A 22,672-nucleotide genomic window follows, 5' to 3' on the forward strand; every position below is an offset into this window, starting at 1 on the left:
CGGACCCATCGCCCATATCCCACCGCATGAGCAATCCCCATGCGCAAAGTGCCGCGCCCTGGCACGGAACCACCATCCTTTCCGCCCGCAGCGCCGATAAGGTCGTCATCATCGGCGACGGTCAGGTGTCGATGGGACAGACGGTGATGAAGCCCAACGCCCGCAAGGTCCGCCGCCTCCACGACGGCGGCGTCATCGGCGGCTTCGCCGGCGCGACCGCCGACGCCTTCACCCTGTTCGAACGGCTCGAAGCCAAGCTTGAGCGCCACAACGGGCAGTTGCTCCGCGCTGCGGTCGAGCTCGCCAAGGACTGGCGCACCGACAAATATCTCCGCAACCTCGAAGCGATGATGATCGTCGCCGACAAGGAGGTGACGCTCGTCATCACCGGCAACGGCGACGTCCTCGAACCGAAGGGCGGCATCGCCGCGATCGGATCGGGCGGCAACTTCGCGCTCTCGGCGGCGCGCGCGCTCGTCGACTATGAGAAGGACCCCGCGGTGCTCGTTCGCAAGGCGATGGAGGTCGCCGCCGACATCTGCGTCTATACCAATGACCAGTTCACCCAAGAAATCATCGAAATTCAGGCATAATCACATGAACAAGGATCTGACTCCCAAGGCGATCGTTGCCGCTCTCGACACGCATATCATCGGTCAGGACGCCGCCAAGCGCGCGGTCGCGGTGGCGCTGCGCAATCGCTGGCGCCGCCAGCAGCTTTCGGCCGACCTCCGCGACGAGGTGAGCCCCAAAAATATCCTGATGATCGGCCCCACCGGCTGCGGCAAGACCGAGATTTCGCGCCGCTTGGCCAAACTCGCCGACGCGCCCTTCATCAAGGTCGAGGCGACCAAGTTCACCGAGGTCGGCTATGTCGGCCGCGACGTCGAGCAGATCGCCCGCGACTTGGTCGAGGAAGCCGTGCGCCTCGAAAAGGACCGCCGCCGCGAAGCCGTGCGCGCCGCCGCCGAAGAAGCCGCGATGGAGCGCCTGCTCGATGCACTGACCGGCAAAGGCGCGAGCGAGGCGACGCGCCAGAGCTTCCGCCAACGCATCCGCGAAGGCCATCTCGACGACAGCGAAGTCGAGATCGAGGTTTCGGACGCCCCGAGCATGCCGTTCGAACTACCCGGCCAGCCCGGGCAGATGAGCATGATCAACCTGTCCGACATGCTCGGCAAGGCGATGGGCGGCCCACCCAAGAAGCGCCGCAAGCTCAAGGTGATCGAGGCCGCGACTCGGCTGATCGAGGAAGAGCAGGACAAGCGTCTCGATCAGGACGACGTCGCGCGAATCGCGCTCGCCGATGCCGAGGCGAATGGCATCGTCTTCCTTGACGAGATCGACAAGATCGCGGTCAGCGACGTGCGCGGCGGCTCGGTGAGCCGCGAGGGCGTTCAGCGCGACCTGCTGCCGCTGATCGAGGGCACGACCGTCGCGACCAAATATGGTCCGATGAAGACCGACCATATCCTTTTCATCGCCTCGGGCGCCTTTCATGTCGCCAAGCCGAGCGACCTGCTGCCCGAACTCCAGGGGCGCCTGCCGATCCGCGTCGAGCTCGGCGCGCTGACCGAGGAGGATTTCGTGCGCATCCTGAGCGAGACCAAGGCCGGGCTGCCCGAACAATATGTCGCGCTGCTCGGCACCGAGGGCGTGACGCTGAACTTCACGGATGATGCCATCGCGCGCGTCGCGAAGCTCGCGGCCGAGGTCAACGAGAAGGTCGAGAATATCGGTGCGCGCCGGCTGCAAACGATTATGGAGCGGCTAGTCGAGGAAATCAGCTTCACTGCCGAGGACGTCGGCGGCACGACGCTCGAGATCGATGCCGCCTATGTCGAACGCCAGCTTGCCGAGATCGTCGGCGACACGGACCTCAGCAAATATGTGCTTTGATCATCCGGGTGTCGCTGGGGCGCTTGAAGCTTAGAAGCCCCGGCAGACGAGAACTTCGCGTTCGTGTGGCCAACTCCGGCTGACCAGCTCGTTGGCGGTCGAATGGATGATCTCTGGTTCAAACGAAAATCGACCCAGCCAGATGGCCGCACTCGTGTAAGTTTTCGCCGCTGCGCTGGGTCGCTAGCGCAACGGGGTCGATCGATAATTACAGCGAAGCAATGAGCATCAGGTGAAAATCAGATCTTGTCCGAAGTGCTCCCGGCGCACCTTTGAGCGTATCACCGGCACGCGCTTACAACGGTCCAAATCGATCAGCGTTTCGGATCGGCAGGTTCACCTTGCTCCCTATCCTTCGTCGGCGGTACCGGTGGATGAATGATAAACGGAACACCCAGCTTCTCGGCGATCTTGCGAAGAGATTTATATGCTGTCTTTCGGCGGTTCGGCGGGATTTTTGCCATTTGAATCTTCACGCTTCTTAGATGAGGAGGATTCTCGATCCACTAGCCAATTGTTGATTTGACCATGATATCAGGCTGGATATGGAGCCTGAACCCGACGCCATCTATTGTGAACAGCTGGCCCGTGTCGCCCGCCTTAAAGCGGGCGCGACTGACGATCCGTTTCTGGCGGTCCGGCTTCTCAATGCGGCAATCAGGCATGGACGGATACGAAAACTTCGTCTCGATTCAGTATGATGTGGTCAGGGGAAGAGGGTCAATATAGCGGATGCACCCTTAATCGTTCGTGCCGTCGAATATGATCTCGCTGTCGTCATAAGGCGGCCTATCGCGCTCGTCCGACGTCGGCGCCATGTAGAGGCCACCACAGGCGGCATCCAAGAAGCGACGTACAGCAAGGACAGCGTCCTGCTTACCGCTGGTGACGAGTTCGATCGGCGGTGCGCCACCGAAAACGCGCGCTTTATGAGGCCTCTGAAGCCATTCGACAGCTCTATCGTCGTCGGCGAAGAGAATTCTAAGCCCTTTGTAAACGCCGAGGACCGCCGAAATCCGCATCAGGACATCGACGCGCAGCGTGATGTCGCGGTGCTCGCGAACCTTCTTGATCCAACCCTGATAAGTCGATCGAGCTGGATAACCGAGGATCACCCGGCGCTGCTCCTCGGTTAGTACCCAGAGATCGGCGATGGCAACGAAGGCGCGCAGGCCAGGCCCGCTTAATCGGCGCCGGTTAGCTGTCGCGAACCGTATGATATCAGTACTGGCGGCGGAACCAGAGCGCGGGGAACCGGGGGGCTCGTCCATCGCCTTACCCCTCCGGCGACATCGACCCGGCCCCTGTATCAGGCCTGTCGGAACATTTTTCGGGAAGTGGCACGGCAATCAGCAGCGCGTCACGAATGAGCGCCAGTGCGCCGGCGCCACGGTCGTGATCTCGCAGCAGGAATTCTTCGTCGATAGCGGGTACGCCTTCCAACTCGTAGCCGGTCTGTCGAACGCGAACGCTATAGCTGGAGATGCGGCCGCCCGCGATATTCCCCGCCGTGATCTCCCCAATCTTGTGCTTCCGCGTTTCACGGCCCCAAGGCCAGATCTCGACATTCACCACCAGCATAGCTTCTTCCTTTTCATATTCGTCAGTGCGACACAGCTCAGCACGGGTCAGAGCCACTCAAAGCTCAGGGCGTCGAAGTCGGCCGCCCGCTCCAGGCCGTGCTTTGTCAGTTTGAATGCGGGTTTGCTTGCATCCTGATCGGGCACGAAGTGGAGTGCGCGTTGGATCAGGCAGGGCCGATACTCACGGAACCAGACGGGAACGAGACCGTCGATCCCGATGTCTACGAGCACTCGCTTCTCGCCCGCGCTCGGGCGTGCGACGTGGACCAGCAGGGCGTCGCAGCGCGACAAGCACATGATGTCCTCGACAATGTGATGATCGCCAGCGGCCGAGGGTTTGGTGGGAACGATGAGCAGATCGGCGTCGGCAGCAATCAGATAATGCGCGCATTGCACGGGCAGAATCGGCGGCTTCTCGTCGAGATCGAGTTCGGCGACCTGGATGATGGCGAGCGCCGCCATCAGCGTTTCCATTTCTTCGGCCCGCTCGGTCGCGGTGGGGTATTTTGACATATATAATCCATTCGTTGGCAGCGCTGGCTGGGCAGCGGCTGCTTTCCTTCATTCGCTCCAGCCACAGCTGGACCTTTTTCATTTCAGGTTTGTCCTCCGCGACGGTGGTCGCGCGGCGGCGTGCAGTCGGGGTCGGGCGCTGCGTCCTTGCCACTCGGCCCATTCGGCGGCGAACATCGCTTTGCCCGCATCGGCTGCAAACGGCCGGACGAAGTCCGCAAAACCGTATGCTTTGAGCTCTCTGGCGAGCGCCATCAGATGGATGTGGGGCGGATTGGTCGAGCCGATCTGGACCGGAAGATGGAAGGCGGCGATGACGCAAAGATTGCGTTCACGGCAGAGGCGCTCGCGAGCGAAAGATCGTACGTCTTCCCAGATGGCATGGAGCCGGTCAGCGTCGGGAAAGCGGAGCGTCATCATGACGAGCAGATCCTTCAAACCTTCACAGGCTTGCTCCTCGTACTTCTCGCACAGGCGTTTGGGATCGAGGCAATCGTCGTGCGCCATCGGCGGAAGCAGGACGTCCCAGCGGTAACAGGAAGGCTCCCATGGCGCGGCGACATCGGCCTTGCGCCCCGGCGAGAGACGCCGGAGCACGGAAGCCGGAGCGGTCTGGAGGGCTCCCTTTCCGATCCGGCGACGGACGACCCCGAAAACCAGATTTGGATCGCTGCCGCCTTCTACGGGTACAAAGTCGAGGCCATCGGGCGCAGGTCGTTTTTTCATCTCCATGACCAGCCTCCATGCAAATGGTCATCGAGATGCGCGCTGGCTCGCTCAATGCCGGCCCTCCGATCCCAGTCGTCTGCGTAAGTCGCATGTTCCGTCAGGAAGAGCCTGTGGGGCAGCAATCGGACCGAGGGGCCATCGCCAGAGGGCACCAGCCAGCTGTCGCCTGCGAGGCCGCGGAACAGCTGATAGCCTTGAAGCCAACGGAGATCGCCGTCGTCGGGCAAGACGAGATCGATCGTCACATCGGTCGCGGCCTGCGCCTGCGAATGTCGCAGCAGAACGACCGGATGCCGGGTTGCGATCGCCTCGGCTTCCATCTCGCCGAGGAACAGCGGCGTAGCGCAGGCCGTTGCCCGCACGATGACGGCGGGTGTCTCTATAAACAGGCTGTCAGCTAGAAGGCCCGCCATGTTCAGCGCATTCCGGCTGGTGCAACTGTGCATCAGCGACGCCAGATAATGCATCAACCTCATGTCGGTGCGCGTCACCGTCGGCAGCGGGACGCTGCCTTTGATCACAGGGTCGAGCATGGTAGGACGCGGCTCGATCACAATATCGATGGCGCCGTTCGGTGGATAGAAATTCGTCATTGGGCTTACTCATTTTGAACGAGCCCGTATGCCGGAGCTCGCGGCAGCCCCGGCGTCAGATGTTTTTCATCCTTCTCGCAGGGCCAACCTGCACCCTCTCTTCCGTTTGAGCTTCGGCGCGAGAACGCGCCGCACTATTGTCCAAGTCCTCACCATGCCTGGGTCGACGATCGATCGGTCGCGACGACACACCGCTTTTGCAGGTGGCAGGCTTGCAAAAGACGTAGCATGACAGCTGTGAGCGTATTCCTCGCGTCGATCATCCCATCGGGCCGATCAGACGACTGCACGCCGGCCGCCATTCGGGACGTCGACGGTCCGAGTTCGCGCGCTCGCTCGTAGGGGGGACGCCCACGCATTGCGGAACCTTCGACTAAAAGGCCGCTGGCCAACTCATGGCGAGAGAGCACTCAACCCGCTACTTCGACGTGGACACCCTCGCTTCCAGCGCCGAAATTCGGTCGAGGCAAACCGCATGCACGGCCTGCCCCAGGGCAGAGACATTTTCGTTAAGTCGAAACAATTCCTCTTGGCTGATACGGTAGTGCTTCGAATAGCGGGCCTTCACGTAGGCTTCTTTTAGCTTTTCAAACAGCGCCCGATCTTCCCGCCGCTCTCGAGGCCACGCGTCAATCAGCCGCATATCAATCCGTTCGGCCTGCGTGCGAAGAAAAGCGAGGTTGTGCACGTGCGGCGTGTAGAACGTATTGACCAAAAGCACGCAATGATAGAGACGTTCGGCAGCTTGATGAGTAAGGAACGCGGCGTCTTTTAGCCTCCCTTTCTGGCGACTAAAGGTTGCAGTTTCCAGCATGCCCGATGCGGCAGGCATCCATTCCCCAAAATACTCCTTCGCCATTGCCAGCGCCTCTTCGGGCGTCTTGGGCTTTGGAGTATGGAGTTCCTTGCCGTCGTAACTGTAGAGCGCGATGCCGTCCTTCGCGACGTCCATGAAAAAATACCGACCGTGCGCGAGTCCGTCGTTCACCTCTTGCAGCGTATGCACGATGAAATTCACCGGCGTGTGCAGACTCTTGTCGATCGCAAGTTCGCGAATGAGCCGATCATCAAGCTTGAGCCAATAATCGACGCGTTGCGTCAGGCGCTTGTCGTTGACGATGATGAGCAAATCAAAGTCGGACAAATACCCCTTGGCAGTATGGGGCTCATCAACCCAGCCGCCCCGGGCGTAGCTGCCATACAGGATAATTTTTTCGATCCGCCCTTTTTTCTTCCACTGCTTTTGGGCGAGCGCTAGCGCATCCTCGAATTCCTCGAAAATGATCTGGACAACGCGCTCCAATTCACGTTGCTTATTCGCGGGGAGATGGTCCAGGTCGGTACGCATGATCCGGCTCACCCTGTCCGGCTGGCCGCCGCTTGGCAAGCAGCAAACTCGCTTAGCGGCACCAAAACCGCCGCCACCATGGCGGCTTGGGCTCCAGGACATCGGCGACTATCTCAAGTCCACGACTCAGCGCCGCTTCCACTTCAGCAACGCTGATGGAATGCAGATACGCAAGTTCTATGAAGGTCGCCTCTTCAACGAAATGTCCCAGAAATATCTTACGGTCGTGCGGCGTCATCAGCCGCATCGCCTGCGCCAACTTACGTATGAGCCGGCGGTTTTTCAGAGCGAAGTAGATCATTTTCAAGTTCCGGCAGTTGCCCGAGAGGCCCGTTACGGGTCAATGTCGCGGCCCGAAGTCATGAAGCGGCCGACATCCGAAGGCATCGGCGGACGGCGTCCGGTCGCTGCTTCCTCTTTCACATTTGCAAATCTGCTGCCGCGATATCTATTTTCCCCTTCCCCTTCACTTGTCGCCCGTGGTCGCTCATTTGGTGGATGCCACCAGCCGGGTCGGTTTGGCGCGACGGTCACGAGCTTGAGGCTCCGCGTTGAGACCACAATTCTGGCTGTATCGGCGACGAAACCGCAATAACGGCCCGATCTCGGGGCGTCGGGCGCTGGTAGCATCAGTTTGCGACGCTCGCCCTCGCTTCACCACATCTGGAGCAGCACTGCTAGCTGCGGCGAGAGCATGGTGTTGTGTTCCTTGCATCCTTTGCGTCGTTCAACATGGATTTTCGACGCCGTCCCAGTCTAGCAGCGCGGCGCGAAAGTCATGAAGAATCTTCCAGAAAGATCCTGATCCCCCTGCCAATGCAACTTCCCAAAAGATCCACAAAGATCCACACGTATTCCATAATATCTATCTAATCCAGTATCACCGGAAAATCCGATGTAGAAGTTATGTGAAGCATCCAGAACACAATTTACCTCACCTTTCTAAACATAGAAGTGTCATATCCTATGCCCCCATCGCCAAATCTGCTATGCATTGGCGCTCCAAGCTCCCGAATCGGTATAGACTGATTGATTTTTACTAACACTGGCTTGGGAAGTAGGAATGACACCACGAAGGAGCTGATCCAAATGGCCGACGACAAGACACCCGAACCAACGGGCCCCGCGTCCGCTTCCGAACGCATTTATCGTGAAATTAAAAGGCTTCTTATGGAAGGGTATTGGCCTCGGGGCACACATCTGCATCCAGGAAAAATAGCAAAAATGCTATCTATCACGAAGAGCAGCACGGCGGTCCGCGAGGCTCTTTATCGGCTGTACGGTGAGGGAATGGTCGCGCACATGGATGGACGAGGATTCTACGTGCCATGAATATATGAAGCCATGCCTCGCAGCCCGTTTGAGGATGATATCGGATTTGGGCGAACCAAACGCGCCCTGATTTGTTGCGGCTGCCGAAATTTTCACGTTGAGAGAGATGGATCGTATCGAAAGACATATTTCTACGGTGTTTTGCTTGCCAATTTTATCAGCCATCGGCATTACGGCACAGCGCGGCGAGCAGATTGGCAGCAACCGCGTGGAAGTTCCGTCACGCATTATGAACGCTTGTCCTCACCGGATGGGTGACCTGACCTTAAAATTGCCGCGGGGCGATTTGACGGCGGCGAAGCGGGAAACGACTTGTAGGCGGGTGGCAACCCACCTGCTCGCATTGCCATTTCAGATCAGTCCTGTGGCATTTTCTTCATTTAGTCGCGACCGTTCTACGCGAGCACTGCTGCCTTCAACGTCCGATCGGGCTGGAGAACCGGACAGGCCGGTTAACATTTCAACGGCCGCTCGGGTCCCCAACGAGGGGAACGCCGCATTGGACCGAGCCTTTCGCGATGATGGCGCCGTATTGCTTCGCTACCTCGGGCGACACGTCGGTCCAGAGGCAGCCCCCGATCTTATGCAGGAAGTGTTCTTGCGTGCCGTCGGCAGCGAACAGCGGAATCGCCTCGCAAACCCGGCTGCCTTTCTCCAGCGCATTGCTCGAAACCTGCTGATCAATCGCGCAGTCAGTAGCCGGCGCAACAAAATCGTCCTTCTTCCGCTTTTGGAAGAACATGATCTTGCCAGTCCGCCGGAGCAAGAGCTCGGCATGGAAGCCGCCGACCTGTTCCGGCTTTACAACCGCGCCGTTATGGGCCTCAGCGAAAAGACGAGGCGAGTTTTCCTGATGCACCGCGTCGAGGACCTTAGTTATCGCGAGATCCATCAGCGATTGGGAATCAGCATCGCAACGGTTGAATATCATATGATGAAAGCGTTGGCACATATCGCACAAGTGGTGGACCCGATCGATGAATGACAACGAGAGCGCGAAATCAGGCGGCGACACCCCCAGCAAAGATGATGCTCTTTCATGGGCCATCAAGATGCGCGGCGAAATGACCAAACAGCTTCAGGAGCAATTCGAGCGGTGGCTGGCGGCATCACCCCAACATAAGCAGGCGTATGACCGCTATTCTCGCGTGATTTCGCAAGCCGAGATACTCAAATCTTCGGGGCAAGCGGACGAGGCAACCACCGCAAAACTCGTCACGCGCTCTTCGAAACGCTGGATGATGGTGGGCGCGGGCGTTGCGGCGGTTATCGTGTTCGCGATCACAATTAGCGCCGGTGGAACTCCAATCCCGGGTTCAGAGGTCGTCCTATCTGCCCATGCTGCGGAACCACTGGTGACGCAGCGCGGTGAAATTCGCAGTTTCGCACTCGAGGATGGCTCAACGGCAACGCTCGATTCCAACACCAAGATTGAGGTATCGATATCCCCGGACACGCGGTATGTGCGCGTAGCGCATGGACGGGCTCGTGTAAGAGTTGCCAATGACATGCGCCCTTTCCGCCTCGCGGCTGGCCAAGGCATCGTGACGACGAACGAAGGCGTCGTCGACGTGACGCTAAGCGACGATCACCAAGTCCTAGTGGAGTTGATTAGCGGAAAAGCTGACCTTGCGTCGGCGTCGCGCGCGACCTCCGCCGCCGCAGCGCTGCAATCGCTCCGAACCCGCACGGCGCTCCAATATCGGGCTGACGATCCACAGGTTCATTTCACCGCGCGACCCAGCGTCAATTCTTCCGCAGAGTGGCCGTCGGGTTGGGTCGAGCATCGTTCAATCCCGCTGGATCAGCTAATTTCGGAAGCCAACAGATACGCATCTGTGCCAATTATTGTGGCAGATCGAAAGCTTGCCAAGCGAGATGCAGCAGGGCGCTTCAAGATCAGCGACACGGAGATGTTCCTGACGCGGATCGCGGACTTGTTTGATCTTACGATACACCGGCGTCCGGACGGCATCTACCTCCGCAGCCAATAAAAAGTTACCGGCCGCCTAAGGTCGGTCTCCCCCTGCTTGTCGAAGCATTCCCGATGGCACTGCGCGCGGCGCGGGCAATTCGGGGAGGCTTTATGAAGATTTGGAAATCACGCACGGCACAGGCGCTTCTGGCTGGTACAATCATGGTGTTGTCACCACTGGAGTTAGCCGCTCAGGAAACCGAACATTACACATTCGACATTCCGGCACAGGACTTGGGCGATGCGTTGAGAACGGTCGCGGCAACGGCCGACTGGGAACTTTATGCCGCGGCGGATGAAATAAACGGTGTTTCCGCCCCCCCGCTTCAGGGGAACTTTACGGCCAAAGAGGCAATTGAAAGGCTGCTGCAAGGGACGACGCTGGTAGCCCGGTTCGACAACGGGTCGGTGGTGATCAGGTGGCGATCCGGATCCGGCGCGGCCGCCGGCCAAGGGTCCGAGGAAGCCATAGTGGTAACGGGTACGCGCATTGAGGGCGCGCCTCCGGCCGCCCCCGTCATCACGATCACGAACCAAGACATCAAGAACGCCGGTCTGGCTGATCTTGGCGAAGTAGCGCGTAGCCTTCCTCAGAATTTCGGAGGTGGCCAGAACCCGGGGATTGGCTCGGCCCAAGGCACGCAAAACGAAAATGTGAACGTCAACGGCGCGTCTACTTTCAACCTTCGCGGCATCGGTCCTAACGCTACTCTCACTCTGCTGAACGGCAACCGCTTCGCCTATAGCGGGACGAACAGTGTGATCGACGTGAGCGCGATTCCGGTTGCCGCAGTCGAGCGCATCGAGATCGTCACCGACGGCGCGTCGGCGATATACGGTGCCGACGCCGTCGCTGGTGTGGTGAATATCCTGCTGCGCAAGGACTATGAGGGGTTCACGACGACCGCGCGGATCGGCGGCTCGACCGATGGTGGCAATTTCCAGCAACAGCATAGCCTACTTGGCGGAACAAAATGGTCGAGCGGCGGATTCATCGCTGTCTATGACTATTTCGACAACAGCGCGATCCGCGCCAACGATCGCAGTTTTTCGTCAAGCAGCAATCCCGCCTCTACTTTCTATCCCGCTCTGAGGCGCCATAGCGTGCTTCTGAGCGCCCACCAGCGGGTCGCCCCGGGCGTGCGCCTTAAAGCAGATCTCATATACAAGCGCGGCGAGATGACATCGGTTCGCGGCCTGTTCGTCGATCGGCCGGTTGAAACCCGCGGCACCCGAGTTGTAAATGAGTTCGAGACCTTCGGGATCGCCCCGACGATCGAGATCGACATCGGCAGTGACTGGCACACGCGCCTGACGGGATTCTACGGCACTGACAAGACGTACGGCGTCACCGACAATTTCACCAATGGCGTTGCCGCCAAGCTGATCCGGATCTTCGACAATCGCAATATCGCGATGGAGGCAGGCGCGGAGGGCCCGCTGTTCGCCCTGCCCGCGGGCGATGTCCGGCTGGCAGCGGGCGGAGGTTGGCGTCAGAATCGCATTCACGGCGAATTCTCCGGGCGCAACATCACGCCGGCGCGAGAAAATAAATTTGCTTACGCCGAATTATTCATTCCACTGGCTAGTCCGGATCAGAACCTCGGCTTCGCCCATCGCGCCTCCTTCACCGCGGCTTTGCGCTGGGAGGATTATTCGGATTCGGGCAGCATTGTGACGCCAAAGCTGGGGCTGGTCTATTCACCCGTGCCGGAGTTCAGTCTTGGTATCTCTTGGGGCCGGTCCTTCAAAATGCCGACGCTCATCCAGCAATATACCGGATACTCGGCAAGTCTCGTGCCGATCACCGGCTATGGCACACAGTTTCCGGTCGGTTCGACCTTCGTTTATATCGGCGGCCCCAATCCGGAGGTTGGTCCTGAGCGCTCGGAGAATATGACGCTGAGCGCGACGTTCCGGCCGTCATCGCGCCTCGAAATTATAACGAGTCTTTTCAATATCGACTATCGCGACCGCGTCGCACCGCCGCTAAGATCGGTGCTAGGAGCCCTTACCGACCCGCTCTACTCGCAGCTCGTGACCTTCAACCCGACCGCGGCCGAACTCGATGCCGCGATCGCGGGCGCCGCCGGCCCGCTGGCGAACGGCACGACCGGCCCCTATGACCCTGCCAACGTCGTTGCTCTTCTCGACGGGCGCGACCGCAATATCGCCGAGCAGAGATATCGCGGTGCAGATCTCGCAATCCGCTACCGCGCTTCCCTGAGCGGGGGCCGGTCACTGACCCTCAGCGCCGGGGCGACTTGGCTAGACAGCCAACAGCGTCTGCTTCCCGATCTGCCGATCACTGACCTCGCGGGGAATATCTTCAACCCGCCGCATTTTCGCGCGCGCGGCGGTGCGACTTATGGCGGAGACCGGTTTACGATCGCGGCCTTCTCGAGCTTCACTGGTGGCGTTACGGACCGACGCCGCGCAGTACCGATCGAGATTTCTTCAGTTGCGACCTTCGATCTGACCGGCCGCATCAAGGTCGCGGGCGTCGCCGACCTCACGGTTAGCGCCCTCAACATATTCAATGCGAAGCCGGAGCAAATACTCGTGGCGGCGCCAAACGACACGCCCTTCGATTCGACGAATTATTCCGCCATCGGGCGTTTTCTCGCCCTGACAATCAGCCGCGATTGGTGAGGTCGAGGCGATGCTGAACTGCCATAAGACCGGCCTGTTCGCCGCGGCGTTCCTTGCCGCCGCGGCCCTCTCCCCTGCCTCCCCGGCGGGGGAGAGAAAGGGCCGGCCCTGGACGTTTGAGGATATCCTGCTGGTGCCAGAGGTGAACGAACTCGCGCTTTCGGCGGACGGGCGCTTTGCGATTTACACAGTGGAAGCCGCCGACGCGGAAACAAAGCGGACGCGGGCGCAGCTCCGGATCGTCAATATCGGTGCGCGCACGCAGCGCAGTATCGCAAGCGCCGCCATCGCGAGGTCGTTCCGGAATATCCCAGGCACCGAGGACTGGAGTGCCCTTATCGATATCGGTGAGGGACTGCAGCTTTACCGAGTCTCGATCGATGGCAAGATCAGTACGGTAGTTTCAAACCTCAAGTTGGTCTCGGTCGGCAAGGCAGACCATTCCGTACCTATGGGCGGCGGAACTCCTCCACACGAGATCGGCATTTTGGCCTATGATTGGTCTCCCGACGGGCAATGGCTGTGGTATTCACAGCTTAGGGCGAAGCCGGATCAACCTCTTGTCCGCTTTGACGAGGCGGTGACCGGTCTGCGCAGCCGCAGACGCTCAACGATTGAAGCCGAAGTCGATTTCTTCCTGCGCGCGCCCGACGGAAGCATCGACAGGGTAATCACCCGTCCAACCAGCGATCGAATGGCGATGCACGCTGGCGGCAAGGTTATCTGGCGCGACGACGAGATTCTCTTCAGGACCGAGGCGCCCGACGGCTCGCCGGGCAGCGTCTTCGAGACGCGCGCATGGAATCGCAGGCAGAAGAGCATCCGTATCGTATCGAACGAGCGCGACGCGCGCACGCTTACGATGCTCAGAGGGCCGCGAGGCGGTTCACTCTCCACTTCGGGCATCGGCGCTGCACTCGAACTTATAGAAAGCGGCCCGGGTGAAGAGCCCCACCGCTACGGCCATTTCCCTTTCACTATCAGCGACAGCAATTACGCGGCTAGTCGCGATGGGCGGAAAACGATCGTGGGCACACGCAACCTCGGCACATCGCGCTATGGCCTTGCGCTGGTGGAAAAAACCGGTGTGCGCGAAATCACGGGCACCGGCAGCCTCACCAAGTGCAGTTTCGATAATTGGCTCCGTCTTGCGATCTGCGTGCAGGAAGGCATATCGACGCCGCCAAGACTTGTTCGTGTGGACCTTGCCCGCGGCGCCATCGAGCCCATTGTGACGGTATCTCCACGCCATGAGGAGATCATGCCACTCCAGGTGCGGGCCGAAACTTGGACCAATCGTAACGGGTACAAGGCTACGGGCTATATACTCTACCCGCGCAACATTCGTCCCGACACACGTTATCCTGCAATCGTAATCACGCATGGCTTTGACGCCGACGACCGCTTTGCCAAGGCGGAAAACCAATGGAACTATCCTGCTCAGCTCTTTGCCGAGCGCGGCTATATCGTGCTGTTAATCAACGATCCGCTGCCATATCAGTCGGCAGATCTGCGCGCCGCCTACAGTGCTTGGTCTCGAGGTAGCGGCCCACCCGATCCGGAGACAGTGCGGCAGCTCATCTGGATTGAGGGCGTCAATAGCCTCGTGGACGCGGTAAACGACCTTGCGACGGAGGGCCTCATCGACCCTGCCCGCGTTGGCATCGCGGGCTACAGTCGCGGCGCCCAGATGGTCAACGTCGCTGTCACGCGGACCGAAATCTTCAGCGCTGCGTCGAGCGGCGATGGCGGCTTCCTAGAGCCTTCCGGCTACGCCGGATGGCCGGCGAGCTACGACCCCGTCTATGGCGGGTCCCCGATGAGCGAGCATTGGGAACAATATCGCCGCTTCGCTCCCTCTCTCAACGCCACGAAAGTCTGCACACCGGTCTTGCAGCAGGTCGCGGCCGCCTCCCCGTCGCAGGCCGAACTGTTCGATGCACTCCGAGCAGCAAAAGTGCCGACCCAGCTAACCTACTATCTTGGCGCCAGCCCGGCATCCGACGAGACGCACATTTTTCATATTCCCTCGAATCGGATGCTGGCCATGCGCGAGAATATGGCATGGTTCGACTATTGGCTGCAGGGCAAGCGCGATGCGGACGCCCCGTTCCCAGAGCGCCTCGCAATGTGGGATCGCATGGCCGAGAACGGAAAGCCGCGATGTGACGCCACCAAGTCTGCGCCCTAGCTCAACCGCCATTCCAGTGCCGCGCCCAGCTTTCCGCCGCCGCGAATGAAAGAATGCGTTGCTCCCGCGCATTACCCCGCCAGGAAATATCTTCGCGCACATCCAAGAAGGATAAATCGATGATGCCGGCGGCGGCCAGGACGCCGCCACGAAGCATTTCATGAAGGTGGTCGCGGTGTGTGCTGTAGATCGAGAGATTGAATTCAGCCGGACCGCCCTTTTGCACCCGGTCAATGATCTGTTTCGGAAGCCGGTTTGAAAAGGCGGCGCGGGCGACGGCGCGGTCGCGTCCGTCGGCTATCCAGTGCCAAGTCGGAATAGAGAGACACAATTCCACGATCGGTTGGGAGAGCAATGGCGCGATGTGCGGCGGCGCGCTGCGCCGCGGATAAAGCTCGATGCTTTTTTGCGCGCGCATTAGAAACGCGACATGAACTGTCTTCCCGGGGAGGGCGTCAGCAGGCGGCAAGAGCCAGGGATGAGAGAAGCCCTGCGCCTGGGTCTGCGCCAAAACCTCCCTTTCAAGGCCAAGCTCGTTGTAGAGGGGCAAATGTATCCCGCCCGAGCGCCTGTACCGCGTCCAAGCATGCCTAAAAACTGAGAGGAAGTCTGCGCCGGTGAGATCCGATATGTTCCGAACTGTTTCGCCGAGAGCAATACTTGGTCCTTCGGACAGGAAATGATCGAGCAGCGGAACGGCGCTGCGAATGCTGCAAAATATTCCGTCGCCGCCGTTGCCGGAAAAATGAGCATCGATAGGTATCTCAGACTGCAATCGCCGATGGACGGCGCCGACTGCCTGTTTGAATATCGGAGATATTGGCCACGGGTGGTGGGGCGTGACAGCACGCTCAACGTCGATGTCAGCAAGGTCGAGCGGCGCATCGCGTAGACGGATTCCGAGCGAACTAGCGACGGCTTGCGCATAAGGACGCTCATCGCCAGCAACGCCTGGACTGACGAGCGTTAGGGTTGTCAGTCGTTCCGATCGCGGCGTGGCCGCCACGGCAACGATTGAGGAATCCAGACCGCCAGATGATCCCAGCAGGATCGACGGAAAACAGCTAGACCAAGTGCCTACACAATCCGCAATCGTATGGCGAAGGTGGCTCGCTTCTTCCTCGATGGACATTTTTCGGGGAGCCACATGGTCCCACGGTGACCACCATGGCTCGATCGTCGCGCCCAGCCGGTCCACAATGAGGCACTCTCCCGCAATCAGTTCCTCAACGCCGACAAGGCAGGTTTTTCGGCCGCGAGCATCTCCTGACGCCAAGATGCGACCGATTTCTTCAAAGTCGATTCTGCCCGCCCCGGGTACTGCCAGATCGGTGATATCGCCAGCCAGCGCCGTCTCCACCCCCGCGCGCCGGGTATAGCAAGGCAATAGACCGGACGGGTCCCGCAGCACGTAAAGCGCGCCGCCCTCCGTAACATGGACGAAAATATAACCGCCCCAATAGCCGGTAAGCAGGGCTCGTCCGTTGGCAGCAGCGAGCGCGCTCCCGTCTGTCCCTGCCCCTTCGTGCACGCGCACGCTCGGCGGCCCCTTTCGGAACAAGTATCCCAAGACCACGGTCCTGGCGTCGATCGCGATCATCGGTTCATCCGACCAGAGCATCACATGTGCGACGTTGAAGTCTGGAGGGCGCCCGAAGATTCTATGCCCCTCCGAAGGCTTCCCGGATGCGACATTGACGTCGATGTAGAAACCGCCAGCCATCAGACAGCAAATATTGGCTGGTAGCGACGGACGATATCGAGAGCATCGGTAAGAACGACGTCTTCGGCCTGCACCCAGCAATGCGCCGAGAACGGCATCGTGACCCCAAACACGAGTCTGGCGTCGCAGCCCCTCTGCGCCAAGAGGCGTTTCATCGCAATCCCGCGCACGAGGCATTGGTCCTCAGCGGAGACCAGCCGTCGACTGAGGAGAAAAGCCGCGGCGATATTCTGACTGACACGCTCATCGCAAGACGTGTTCCGGGGACGACTTCGCTCCAGTTGCGCCATGATATCGATAATACCGACCCGACGAAGCTCGGAGCGCACACGGCGCTGCATCCAGATTACTCGCATGGTGTGCGGCATAGAGGCAATGCCGAGCGGGCAATCAACCAGGCTGGCAGTAGGAAGCGGGAAGGTGGGCGGCACCGACAAATCGTCGGCTTGGACCGGCCCAATCAGACCGGCGACAAGAAGCTGGGAGAGCGCATCGCCGCTTGGCGCTCCGCTCAAATAACTTTCGAAGGCGAAGTGAAAATGGGGCGGAAGGAGAAAATAGCGGTCCGCCGGTAAATCGAAGAAGATGTGATCGCCACCGATCCTACAATGGTGAAGGCCTGGGCGCAGGTAAGATGACATGATCGGCATTGGTGCGATAACGACCGCGGTCGGCGTGCCCCCGTCCGGCGGCACGCCGAACGCTTTCAATCGTCGGTGCTGATTGCGCCGACGAGGCCGTAATGATCGCCATCTTCGAAATCGGGCTCGCCGAGTTGCTTGATGCCGCGTGTCTCGACGCTGATGGCACCGAGATCAATCATTTCGTCATTGTCCAAGATCGTCATCGTACTTTTCCTTTCAATATGCGACAAGTTCGAGTAGCAATCAAATAATATTCTCCACAGAATAGGAACGCAACCATATATTTGAATACACCTCTCGTAACGATAGAATATATTACAACTGTATACAGAATATACTCAGAAAACATTCCAAATATATTTGCAGCGCATTCCGCTGAAATTTCCTGCATATCGATCGCGGAAGTTTTGTCCGATGATAAACTGAAACTGAGCTTCGGCAGTGGGCCGCTGCCCTGGCGGCAGTCAACTTCGCCAACGAATTCTTGGCGTTCAGCTTTTCCGAGCCGTACTGGCGTCGAGACGCCCTTCCATCATTGCCCGCTTAGGGTCGGATTCGTAATTATCCGGCGTGATTTGATAGCTTTGCGATTCTGCGGGTGAAGAGTTGGATGGAGGCAATGAAGTGCCATGCAGTTGCGGATGAGATCGTCTGTTCGAAGTCCTTGGCGAGGCGCCGGTTTCGATTGAGCCAAGTCAGCGTTCGCTCGACGACCCAGCGCCTCGGCAGGACGACGAAGCCTTTTGCAGTATCCAATCGCTTGACGATCTCGAGTGTCCATTTGCCGGTGCGGCGCAGGGCATCCCTGAGCTTTTCGCCAGCATATCCACCATCGGCAAAGACATGCCGCAGCCACGGGAAGCGGCGGACGATCTCGGCCAGCACCAACGGCGCGCCATCTCGATCCTGGATATCGGCAGTATGGATCGCGGCATGGACCAGATTGCCATCGGTGTCGGTCAGGATGTTGCGCTTGCGTCCCTTGATCTTCTTCCCCGCGCCATAGCCGCGAGACCCGCCGCTTTCCAAGGTCTTCACACTTTGGCTGTCGATCACGCCGGCGCTGGGCGAAGCCTCTCGGCCTTCAGCTTCCCGCCCGATCAACAGTAGCGGATGATTGAGCGAGAGCCACAGGCCGTTGTCGCGCCACAGATGAAACCAGCGCCACACTGTCGAGACGGGCGGAAAGCACGGCGGTAGCATCCGCCACGGCAGCCCGCCGCGCAGCAAACACAAAATCGCCTCGACAATGCGCCTGCTCGACAATGCGCCTGAGCAGCCATTTGCGCGGACGCCCCACAGACGAGGGCGGCGGAAAGAAGGGCTCCAGCACCGCCCATTCGGCATCGGTCAAATCGCTCGGCAAAGTCAGGTCTGCACGGGCATGTTGCGCCCGAGTGGTATCGGTCCACATCATCGGTCTCCGGAAGTTTGATGCAAAACCCTCGAATCAACGACTTGCGCTAGCGTCAAGCCAACTCGCTGACACCACTCAACTTAATTTCGGATCAGGCTCTTAGACGACACGTCGCGGCTGACGAGGAGCCGGAGACGGAATCCGATCATGTTACTGACGCTCTAGAGTGGAGGTTTTCGGTTCGCCGCCCTCAACCTACTAATCGTCAAAAGTTCGATCGTTGCATTCGACGTAAGTGCTACCGAAATCTTCGAATACGTAAGCCGTCTGCGCCGTCGTCAGCGTGGACATAGATTGTCCTTCAGCCTCATTGCGCTGCATCATGTACGCGATAACCTGGCCGCCAATATGTTGGCGCTTGTCGAGATCCAACCTGTCCTGCGCGAACCGCAGGCGTCGACATGCTCTCACGAGTTCCCCTGGGAAGTCCTCGGTCAGAAATTCGCGATGCGAAGCTGGCTCGAAATCCAACGCTGGCTCGCGGTAGATTCCGTGCCCGAGTGGCTCGCTTTCGAAATCGTTCGATGACCGATATACATAACCTCCAAAATGATCGACGTCGGGGTCATAGCATAGGTGATAAATATAGGCAGACCCGTCGCCGCGCTCGCCGTCCGACATTTCGGCCCAAATTTTCCGAAGCCTCTTCGGCGTATCAATATCGAGCAGATGCATATGAACTGCCAGAATCTCGCTAAGGACCGCGAGTGACCAGCGTTGAAACAGCACCATCGAGCCAGACCCGGTTATCAGTGCGTGCAAATGCGGCAGAGCCAGAACTTTGGCTGTAAACATCGATGGCCGACCATCACGGCTGACGAGCGTGTCGGTTGCGAGAAAAATGCCTTCATCGGTGATTGCAAAATTAAGAGCTGTCATTGGGCCTCCGTTACTGGTTACGCCTGAACGTCGGAGGTAAATTTTTGATTTCCTGGCGATCAATTAAATATCGATCTGCCAAGCAGGACCCGCAAATTAACGTGTCGTCCGCTACCGCTTCTGATGCAAAATCCAGTCCTGATGTTTCGCTTCTCAAGACATGTCAGCTTATTTTCGTGATGATTCGATTTCGTCCGACTTTATACAATCCAAAATGGACCAATTAAACATTCTGGCCAATAACTCTCCCATTGGTTTCGGCAGGTAAATTGGATAATGTCGGCGAAATTGGCAGAATGGGACGCTTTTCTACCGACCTTGGGCAGGTGGGGCGAGAAGATCGCACCATATGATGCAAATAGTAAGATCCGAAAAAATCAATATCGTGAATAGCCAGTATCCGACTCAAAACTCAATTTTCTCTGTCTGTCCGATCAGTATATTCAACTTTTAATGGTTGTCGGGGATCGTAAAAATAGGTAAATCTCCGCGCTTTCAAGCTGATATCGTGCAACCCAAACGAACCACCGGCAGACAGGCGGGAATTTTTCTCAGGCTGTCAAGCACGTCAGCTTATCAGTTAAGGTATCTCCGTTATCGAAGACTGACTGATCAGATAAGGTTGTGAACACAGTTCGTCAGTTTGCGATTTTATCCGAACAGTGAATATGAAGATATGGCAATACAACCATATCTGCAGTAATTTCTCCGTTCCGTAAATACTTTGTTAGTAACTTATAACTCATTCATTGAGCATGACAAACATACTCCTTATCCCCAATTGGTCAGTTTCCAATGTCATTGTTGATGAGCATGATACTTACCAAATCACCGCTGCCTACGATTTCGAATCTCATGCTTGCAAGAAGTGCAAAACTATTTGCAGATTAATTAGGCGTGGGACAGTAACCAGAACATATGTCGATGCCCCGGTTCATGGCCGACACACCTATATCCATGTCCGCCGAAATAGGTATACTTGTCCCCAGTGCGGCGCTTGCGTCATGCAGTCCCTGCCCGGAATGCACCGCACCCGCCGGATGACCAAACGCCTGGTCGAATATATCGAAAAGCAATCGCTACTGAAGCCGATCGCTCATGTGGCCGAAGACACAGGCGTGGCTGAAGGAACCGTCCGAGAAATCAGCAAGGCACTTTTCACATATATGCTGGAAAAACATGAGCGCAATTTGCGGGCACCTCGTCACATTGGCATCGACGAGCTGACGCTTGGAAAGAAGCAATTGCGGGCGATTTTCGTTAACCTGGAGGATAGCTGGCCGTTCGAAATGCTTCCGAACCGAAGCCTTCAGTCCGTGCAGAATTTCCTTATGACGCTGCCCAACCGGCAAGATGTCGAGACGGTCACGATGGACATGTGGGACCAATATAGGACCGCAGTAAAGAGAACGATGCCGCAGGCAGCCGTCATCGCCGACCGATGGCACATGGCGGATAAAGTGAACGACGCTATGAATGAAGCGCGTCGCCGCTATCAGCGGAAAATTCACCTCGACCGGCGAACGGCTCTCAAATCCGTGAATGGAATTTTTCTCAAACGAAGGGCCGAGCTAAGCGCTAGTGAGGAGTTAGAGCTCGGAGGCTGGTTGGCCAACTCATCCGAACTATATTCGGCATATGCGGCCAAAGAGGCATTGCTGAGCATCTGGGATTTACATGATCGCGCCGCCGCAGAAGCAGCACTTGATGAATGGCGCGCGTCCATAGCTGACGATAACATGAACGTTTTCGCAGCCGTTGCGACCACAATCGACAACTGGCGCACTGAGATATTGAACTTCTTCGACCACGGGCGGCTCACAAATGGTCCGACCGAAGCTAGGAACGGAGCAATAAAGCGGATCTACAACTATAGCGGAAGCTATGATTTTCAATCGATCCGAGCGCGCGCCCTTTTTGGGAAGCGTCCGGAAAGGCTAAAGCAGGAAGCGGAAGCGAAGGACAAAGCTTATCGGGCGAAAAAGCCTGTCTGCGCCTTATGCAGACAGCCTCTCGACGAGTCGGCCCTGATGGAGGGTTGGAAGGCATTTCTCGCACCGCACATGACGCCACCGCCTTATTTTCATCAAAACAGACTGTGCCATCCATGCATGGACGGTGCACGTAAGAAATCCCATGCCTCTCTTGGCCTAGTTCGGGATAGCTGATCGGGAGGCGTCACACCCATTCGGCCGTCTGTTTACCGAACTTCATTTGACTCGCGCGCGCCGTCGGTGCGATGAACAGGTGACACGGTCGATCTGGGTCAAACGACCGGCACGGAGACAGTAATGGCAGATGAGGACGTCGCCCCGGAACAGGGCGAGCTGGCGATCACGCGTACCGGCGATCGGCTTCGGCTCGCGCGGGAAGCTGCAGGGCTGTCGCTTGCCGATGTCGCGACACGTACGCGGATCACCCAGCGCCATCTCGCCGCCATAGAAAAGTCTGATTATTCGGGACTTCCGGGCCGCACTTATGTCACCGGTTTCGCTCGGGCCTATGCCCGAGCTGTCGAACTTCCCGAGGCTGAAATCGGTGCCGCGATTCGTCGGGAACTTGAAGAGGATGCCTACGGTTCGCGCCCGCTTTACGAGGCTTATGAGCCGACCGATCCAGCACGCCTGCCGACTGCGCGACTGACTTGGACGCTCGTCATCATCACTCTGTTGCTGGCCTCGGCCTATGGCGTTTGGCGTTTCCTTTCGGTCGAGCCGGACGAAGCGTTGATCGCTGCGCAAAATCGCGCCGCCGATGAGTCTGAAGCGCCGCAGAACGACGCTGCGACAGCGCCGTCTACCAAGAACGGCAACCAGGCCGCCGTTGCGGCAAACGCGCCCGTGGTCCTCACCGGCCTTTCGGAAGTTTGGATCGGTTTCGACGACGCAAAGGGCAAGACCGAGAATTGGCGAACGCTGGATGCCGGCGAAACCTATCAGGTCCCCCCCGAATATATCGAGCAATTCACGCTGCGTACCAGTATCCCGCAGGCGCTCAAGGTCACTGTCGGCGGCCGCGATGTGGGACCGATCGGCGCCGCCGATACGCTAGTCAAAAATGTCTCATTGAAGCCTGCCGACCTGATCGCGCGCGCCGGTGGCAATGGCCCGACAGGCACGGCTACCCCGGCCACGGCCCCACGCCCCAAGGGCTGAACCGTCCAGTCTTTCGGGCCGGTTGAAGCCGCAGCGCGC

Annotated in this window: 21 protein-coding genes; 10 read left to right on the forward strand and 11 right to left on the reverse strand. The window is 58.5% G+C overall.

Annotation, left to right across the window (positions count from 1 at the left end; all coding sequences use genetic code 11):
• Window positions 1-26 precede the first annotated feature (26 nt).
• Both hslV and hslU read left to right on the forward strand, forming a co-directional pair.
• On the forward strand, window positions 27-593 hold the full coding sequence (gene hslV / locus SC1_RS10990) for an ATP-dependent protease subunit HslV (RefSeq protein WP_062181382.1): 567 nt from the start codon (window positions 27-29) through the stop codon (window positions 591-593).
• 4 nt (window positions 594-597) lie between these two features.
• On the forward strand, window positions 598-1,899 hold the full coding sequence (hslU, locus tag SC1_RS10995) for an ATP-dependent protease ATPase subunit HslU (RefSeq protein ID WP_062181386.1): 1,302 nt from the start codon (window positions 598-600) through the stop codon (window positions 1,897-1,899).
• A gap of 740 nt (window positions 1,900-2,639) precedes the next feature.
• On the opposite strand, the gene SC1_RS11000 is transcribed toward hslU, so the two are convergent.
• The 6 genes from SC1_RS11000 to SC1_RS11025 all read right to left on the reverse strand — a co-directional run bounded on the left by SC1_RS11000 (window position 2,640) and on the right by SC1_RS11025 (window position 6,665).
• Window positions 2,640-3,170 carry an MbcA/ParS/Xre antitoxin family protein gene (locus SC1_RS11000; RefSeq protein WP_062181390.1) on the reverse strand — a complete coding sequence of 177 codons (531 nt, stop codon included), beginning with the start codon at window positions 3,168-3,170 and terminating at the stop codon, window positions 2,640-2,642.
• A 4-nt stretch (window positions 3,171-3,174) separates the two neighbouring features.
• Window positions 3,175-3,480: a hypothetical protein gene (locus SC1_RS11005; RefSeq protein ID WP_062181393.1), complete on the reverse strand. Its 306-nt coding sequence runs from the start codon at window positions 3,478-3,480 to the stop codon at window positions 3,175-3,177.
• Window positions 3,481-3,527: 47 nt separating this feature from the next.
• Entirely contained in the window at window positions 3,528-3,944 is a 417-nt protein-coding gene (locus SC1_RS11010; protein WP_152682367.1) for a hypothetical protein, read from the reverse strand.
• Between the two features lie 129 nt (window positions 3,945-4,073).
• Window positions 4,074-4,727 (reverse strand): hypothetical protein, encoded by a 654-nt coding sequence (locus SC1_RS11015; RefSeq protein WP_062181400.1) that lies wholly within the window; start codon window positions 4,725-4,727, stop codon window positions 4,074-4,076.
• Window positions 4,718-5,317 carry a hypothetical protein gene (locus SC1_RS11020; RefSeq protein WP_062181402.1) on the reverse strand — a complete coding sequence of 200 codons (600 nt, stop codon included), beginning with the start codon at window positions 5,315-5,317 and terminating at the stop codon, window positions 4,718-4,720. Before SC1_RS11020 ends, SC1_RS11015 begins: the two co-directional genes overlap by 10 nt.
• Window positions 5,318-5,735: 418 nt before the next feature.
• Entirely contained in the window at window positions 5,736-6,665 is a 930-nt protein-coding gene (locus SC1_RS11025) for a nucleotidyltransferase and HEPN domain-containing protein (protein WP_062181405.1), read from the reverse strand.
• Between SC1_RS11025 and SC1_RS21855 the strand changes: the two genes are divergently transcribed.
• The 6 genes from SC1_RS21855 (at window position 6,664) to SC1_RS11050 (ending at window position 14,815) form a co-directional block, all read left to right on the forward strand.
• The gene (locus tag SC1_RS21855; protein WP_152682368.1) at window positions 6,664-7,260 is read left to right on the forward strand and encodes a hypothetical protein; all 597 of its coding nucleotides are present in this window, start codon (window positions 6,664-6,666) and stop codon (window positions 7,258-7,260) included. The genes SC1_RS11025 and SC1_RS21855 overlap by 2 nt on opposite strands.
• A gap of 494 nt (window positions 7,261-7,754) precedes the next feature.
• Complete coding sequence (locus SC1_RS21590; protein WP_152682369.1) at window positions 7,755-7,997, forward strand: GntR family transcriptional regulator; 243 nt, start codon at window positions 7,755-7,757, stop codon at window positions 7,995-7,997.
• Window positions 7,998-8,103: 106 nt separating this feature from the next.
• Window positions 8,104-8,982 (forward strand): RNA polymerase sigma factor, encoded by an 879-nt coding sequence (locus SC1_RS21595; protein WP_238586657.1) that lies wholly within the window; start codon window positions 8,104-8,106, stop codon window positions 8,980-8,982.
• A complete protein-coding gene (locus SC1_RS11040) occupies window positions 8,975-9,991 on the forward strand; it encodes a FecR domain-containing protein (RefSeq protein WP_083435794.1) in 1,017 nt (338 codons plus the stop codon). Before SC1_RS21595 ends, SC1_RS11040 begins: the two co-directional genes overlap by 8 nt.
• 92 nt (window positions 9,992-10,083) lie before the next feature.
• Window positions 10,084-12,624, forward strand: coding sequence for a TonB-dependent receptor domain-containing protein (locus tag SC1_RS11045; RefSeq protein ID WP_083435795.1), 2,541 nt, complete (start codon window positions 10,084-10,086; stop codon window positions 12,622-12,624).
• 10 nt (window positions 12,625-12,634) lie between these two features.
• Window positions 12,635-14,815, forward strand: a complete 2,181-nt coding sequence (locus tag SC1_RS11050; RefSeq protein ID WP_062181417.1) for a prolyl oligopeptidase family serine peptidase — start codon at window positions 12,635-12,637, stop codon at window positions 14,813-14,815.
• 1 nt (window position 14,816) lies between these two features.
• On the opposite strand, the gene SC1_RS21600 is transcribed toward SC1_RS11050, so the two are convergent.
• The 5 genes from SC1_RS21600 to SC1_RS11075 form a co-directional block, all read right to left on the reverse strand.
• Entirely contained in the window at window positions 14,817-16,538 is a 1,722-nt protein-coding gene (locus tag SC1_RS21600; protein ID WP_083435796.1) for an asparagine synthase C-terminal domain-containing protein, read from the reverse strand.
• Window positions 16,538-17,188 (reverse strand): lasso peptide biosynthesis B2 protein, encoded by a 651-nt coding sequence (locus SC1_RS11065; protein WP_238586658.1) that lies wholly within the window; start codon window positions 17,186-17,188, stop codon window positions 16,538-16,540. Before SC1_RS11065 ends, SC1_RS21600 begins: the two co-directional genes overlap by 1 nt.
• Window positions 17,189-17,244: 56 nt before the next feature.
• On the reverse strand, window positions 17,245-17,385 hold the full coding sequence (locus SC1_RS22235; protein WP_193749156.1) for a hypothetical protein: 141 nt from the start codon (window positions 17,383-17,385) through the stop codon (window positions 17,245-17,247).
• Window positions 17,386-17,743: 358 nt separating this feature from the next.
• Window positions 17,744-18,596 (reverse strand): IS5 family transposase gene (locus tag SC1_RS11070; protein WP_370568740.1). Its coding sequence is split into 2 segments (ribosomal slippage): window positions 17,744-18,440 and window positions 18,439-18,596, totalling 855 coding nucleotides; the frame shifts between segments, so codons are not numbered across the junction.
• Window positions 18,597-18,797: 201 nt separating this feature from the next.
• The gene (locus tag SC1_RS11075; protein WP_152682370.1) at window positions 18,798-19,478 is read right to left on the reverse strand and encodes a hypothetical protein; all 681 of its coding nucleotides are present in this window, start codon (window positions 19,476-19,478) and stop codon (window positions 18,798-18,800) included.
• 755 nt (window positions 19,479-20,233) lie between these two features.
• Here SC1_RS11075 and SC1_RS11080 point away from each other — a divergent pair.
• Together SC1_RS11080 and SC1_RS11085 are read left to right on the forward strand one after the other, a co-directional pair.
• Entirely contained in the window at window positions 20,234-21,646 is a 1,413-nt protein-coding gene (locus SC1_RS11080) for an ISL3 family transposase (RefSeq protein ID WP_083435797.1), read from the forward strand.
• 123 nt (window positions 21,647-21,769) lie between these two features.
• Window positions 21,770-22,633, forward strand: coding sequence for a helix-turn-helix domain-containing protein (locus SC1_RS11085; RefSeq protein ID WP_062181436.1), 864 nt, complete (start codon window positions 21,770-21,772; stop codon window positions 22,631-22,633).
• Window positions 22,634-22,672 lie beyond the last annotated feature (39 nt).

Source organism: Sphingopyxis sp. C-1 (assembly GCF_001047015.1).
Lineage (GTDB): Bacteria > Pseudomonadota > Alphaproteobacteria > Sphingomonadales > Sphingomonadaceae > Sphingopyxis.

What these genes read in the sequence shown, in the direction of transcription:
- SC1_RS11005 (WP_062181393.1), bottom strand. Translation starts at nt 3,480, where the DNA reads ATGCTGGTGGTGAATGTCGAGATCTGGCCTTGGGGCCGTGAAACGCGG.
- SC1_RS11050 (WP_062181417.1), top strand. Translation starts at nt 12,635, where the DNA reads ATGCTGAACTGCCATAAGACCGGCCTGTTCGCCGCGGCGTTCCTTGCC.
- SC1_RS11080 (WP_083435797.1), top strand. Translation starts at nt 20,234, where the DNA reads ATGACAAACATACTCCTTATCCCCAATTGGTCAGTTTCCAATGTCATT.
- SC1_RS21600 (WP_083435796.1), bottom strand. Translation starts at nt 16,538, where the DNA reads ATGGCTGGCGGTTTCTACATCGACGTCAATGTCGCATCCGGGAAGCCT.
- SC1_RS11010 (WP_152682367.1), bottom strand. Translation starts at nt 3,944, where the DNA reads ATGGCGGCGCTCGCCATCATCCAGGTCGCCGAACTCGATCTCGACGAG.
- SC1_RS21855 (WP_152682368.1), top strand. Translation starts at nt 6,664, where the DNA reads ATGATCCGGCTCACCCTGTCCGGCTGGCCGCCGCTTGGCAAGCAGCAA.
- SC1_RS11065 (WP_238586658.1), bottom strand. Translation starts at nt 17,188, where the DNA reads ATGCCGATCATGTCATCTTACCTGCGCCCAGGCCTTCACCATTGTAGG.
- SC1_RS21590 (WP_152682369.1), top strand. Translation starts at nt 7,755, where the DNA reads ATGGCCGACGACAAGACACCCGAACCAACGGGCCCCGCGTCCGCTTCC.
- SC1_RS22235 (WP_193749156.1), bottom strand. Translation starts at nt 17,385, where the DNA reads ATGACGATCTTGGACAATGACGAAATGATTGATCTCGGTGCCATCAGC.
- hslU (WP_062181386.1), top strand. Translation starts at nt 598, where the DNA reads ATGAACAAGGATCTGACTCCCAAGGCGATCGTTGCCGCTCTCGACACG.
- SC1_RS11045 (WP_083435795.1), top strand. Translation starts at nt 10,084, where the DNA reads ATGAAGATTTGGAAATCACGCACGGCACAGGCGCTTCTGGCTGGTACA.
- SC1_RS21595 (WP_238586657.1), top strand. Translation starts at nt 8,104, where the DNA reads ATGGATCGTATCGAAAGACATATTTCTACGGTGTTTTGCTTGCCAATT.
- SC1_RS11000 (WP_062181390.1), bottom strand. Translation starts at nt 3,170, where the DNA reads ATGGACGAGCCCCCCGGTTCCCCGCGCTCTGGTTCCGCCGCCAGTACT.
- SC1_RS11015 (WP_062181400.1), bottom strand. Translation starts at nt 4,727, where the DNA reads ATGGAGATGAAAAAACGACCTGCGCCCGATGGCCTCGACTTTGTACCC.
- SC1_RS11020 (WP_062181402.1), bottom strand. Translation starts at nt 5,317, where the DNA reads ATGACGAATTTCTATCCACCGAACGGCGCCATCGATATTGTGATCGAG.
- SC1_RS11025 (WP_062181405.1), bottom strand. Translation starts at nt 6,665, where the DNA reads ATGCGTACCGACCTGGACCATCTCCCCGCGAATAAGCAACGTGAATTG.
- SC1_RS11040 (WP_083435794.1), top strand. Translation starts at nt 8,975, where the DNA reads ATGAATGACAACGAGAGCGCGAAATCAGGCGGCGACACCCCCAGCAAA.
- SC1_RS11075 (WP_152682370.1), bottom strand. Translation starts at nt 19,478, where the DNA reads ATGACAGCTCTTAATTTTGCAATCACCGATGAAGGCATTTTTCTCGCA.
- hslV (WP_062181382.1), top strand. Translation starts at nt 27, where the DNA reads ATGAGCAATCCCCATGCGCAAAGTGCCGCGCCCTGGCACGGAACCACC.
- SC1_RS11085 (WP_062181436.1), top strand. Translation starts at nt 21,770, where the DNA reads ATGGCAGATGAGGACGTCGCCCCGGAACAGGGCGAGCTGGCGATCACG.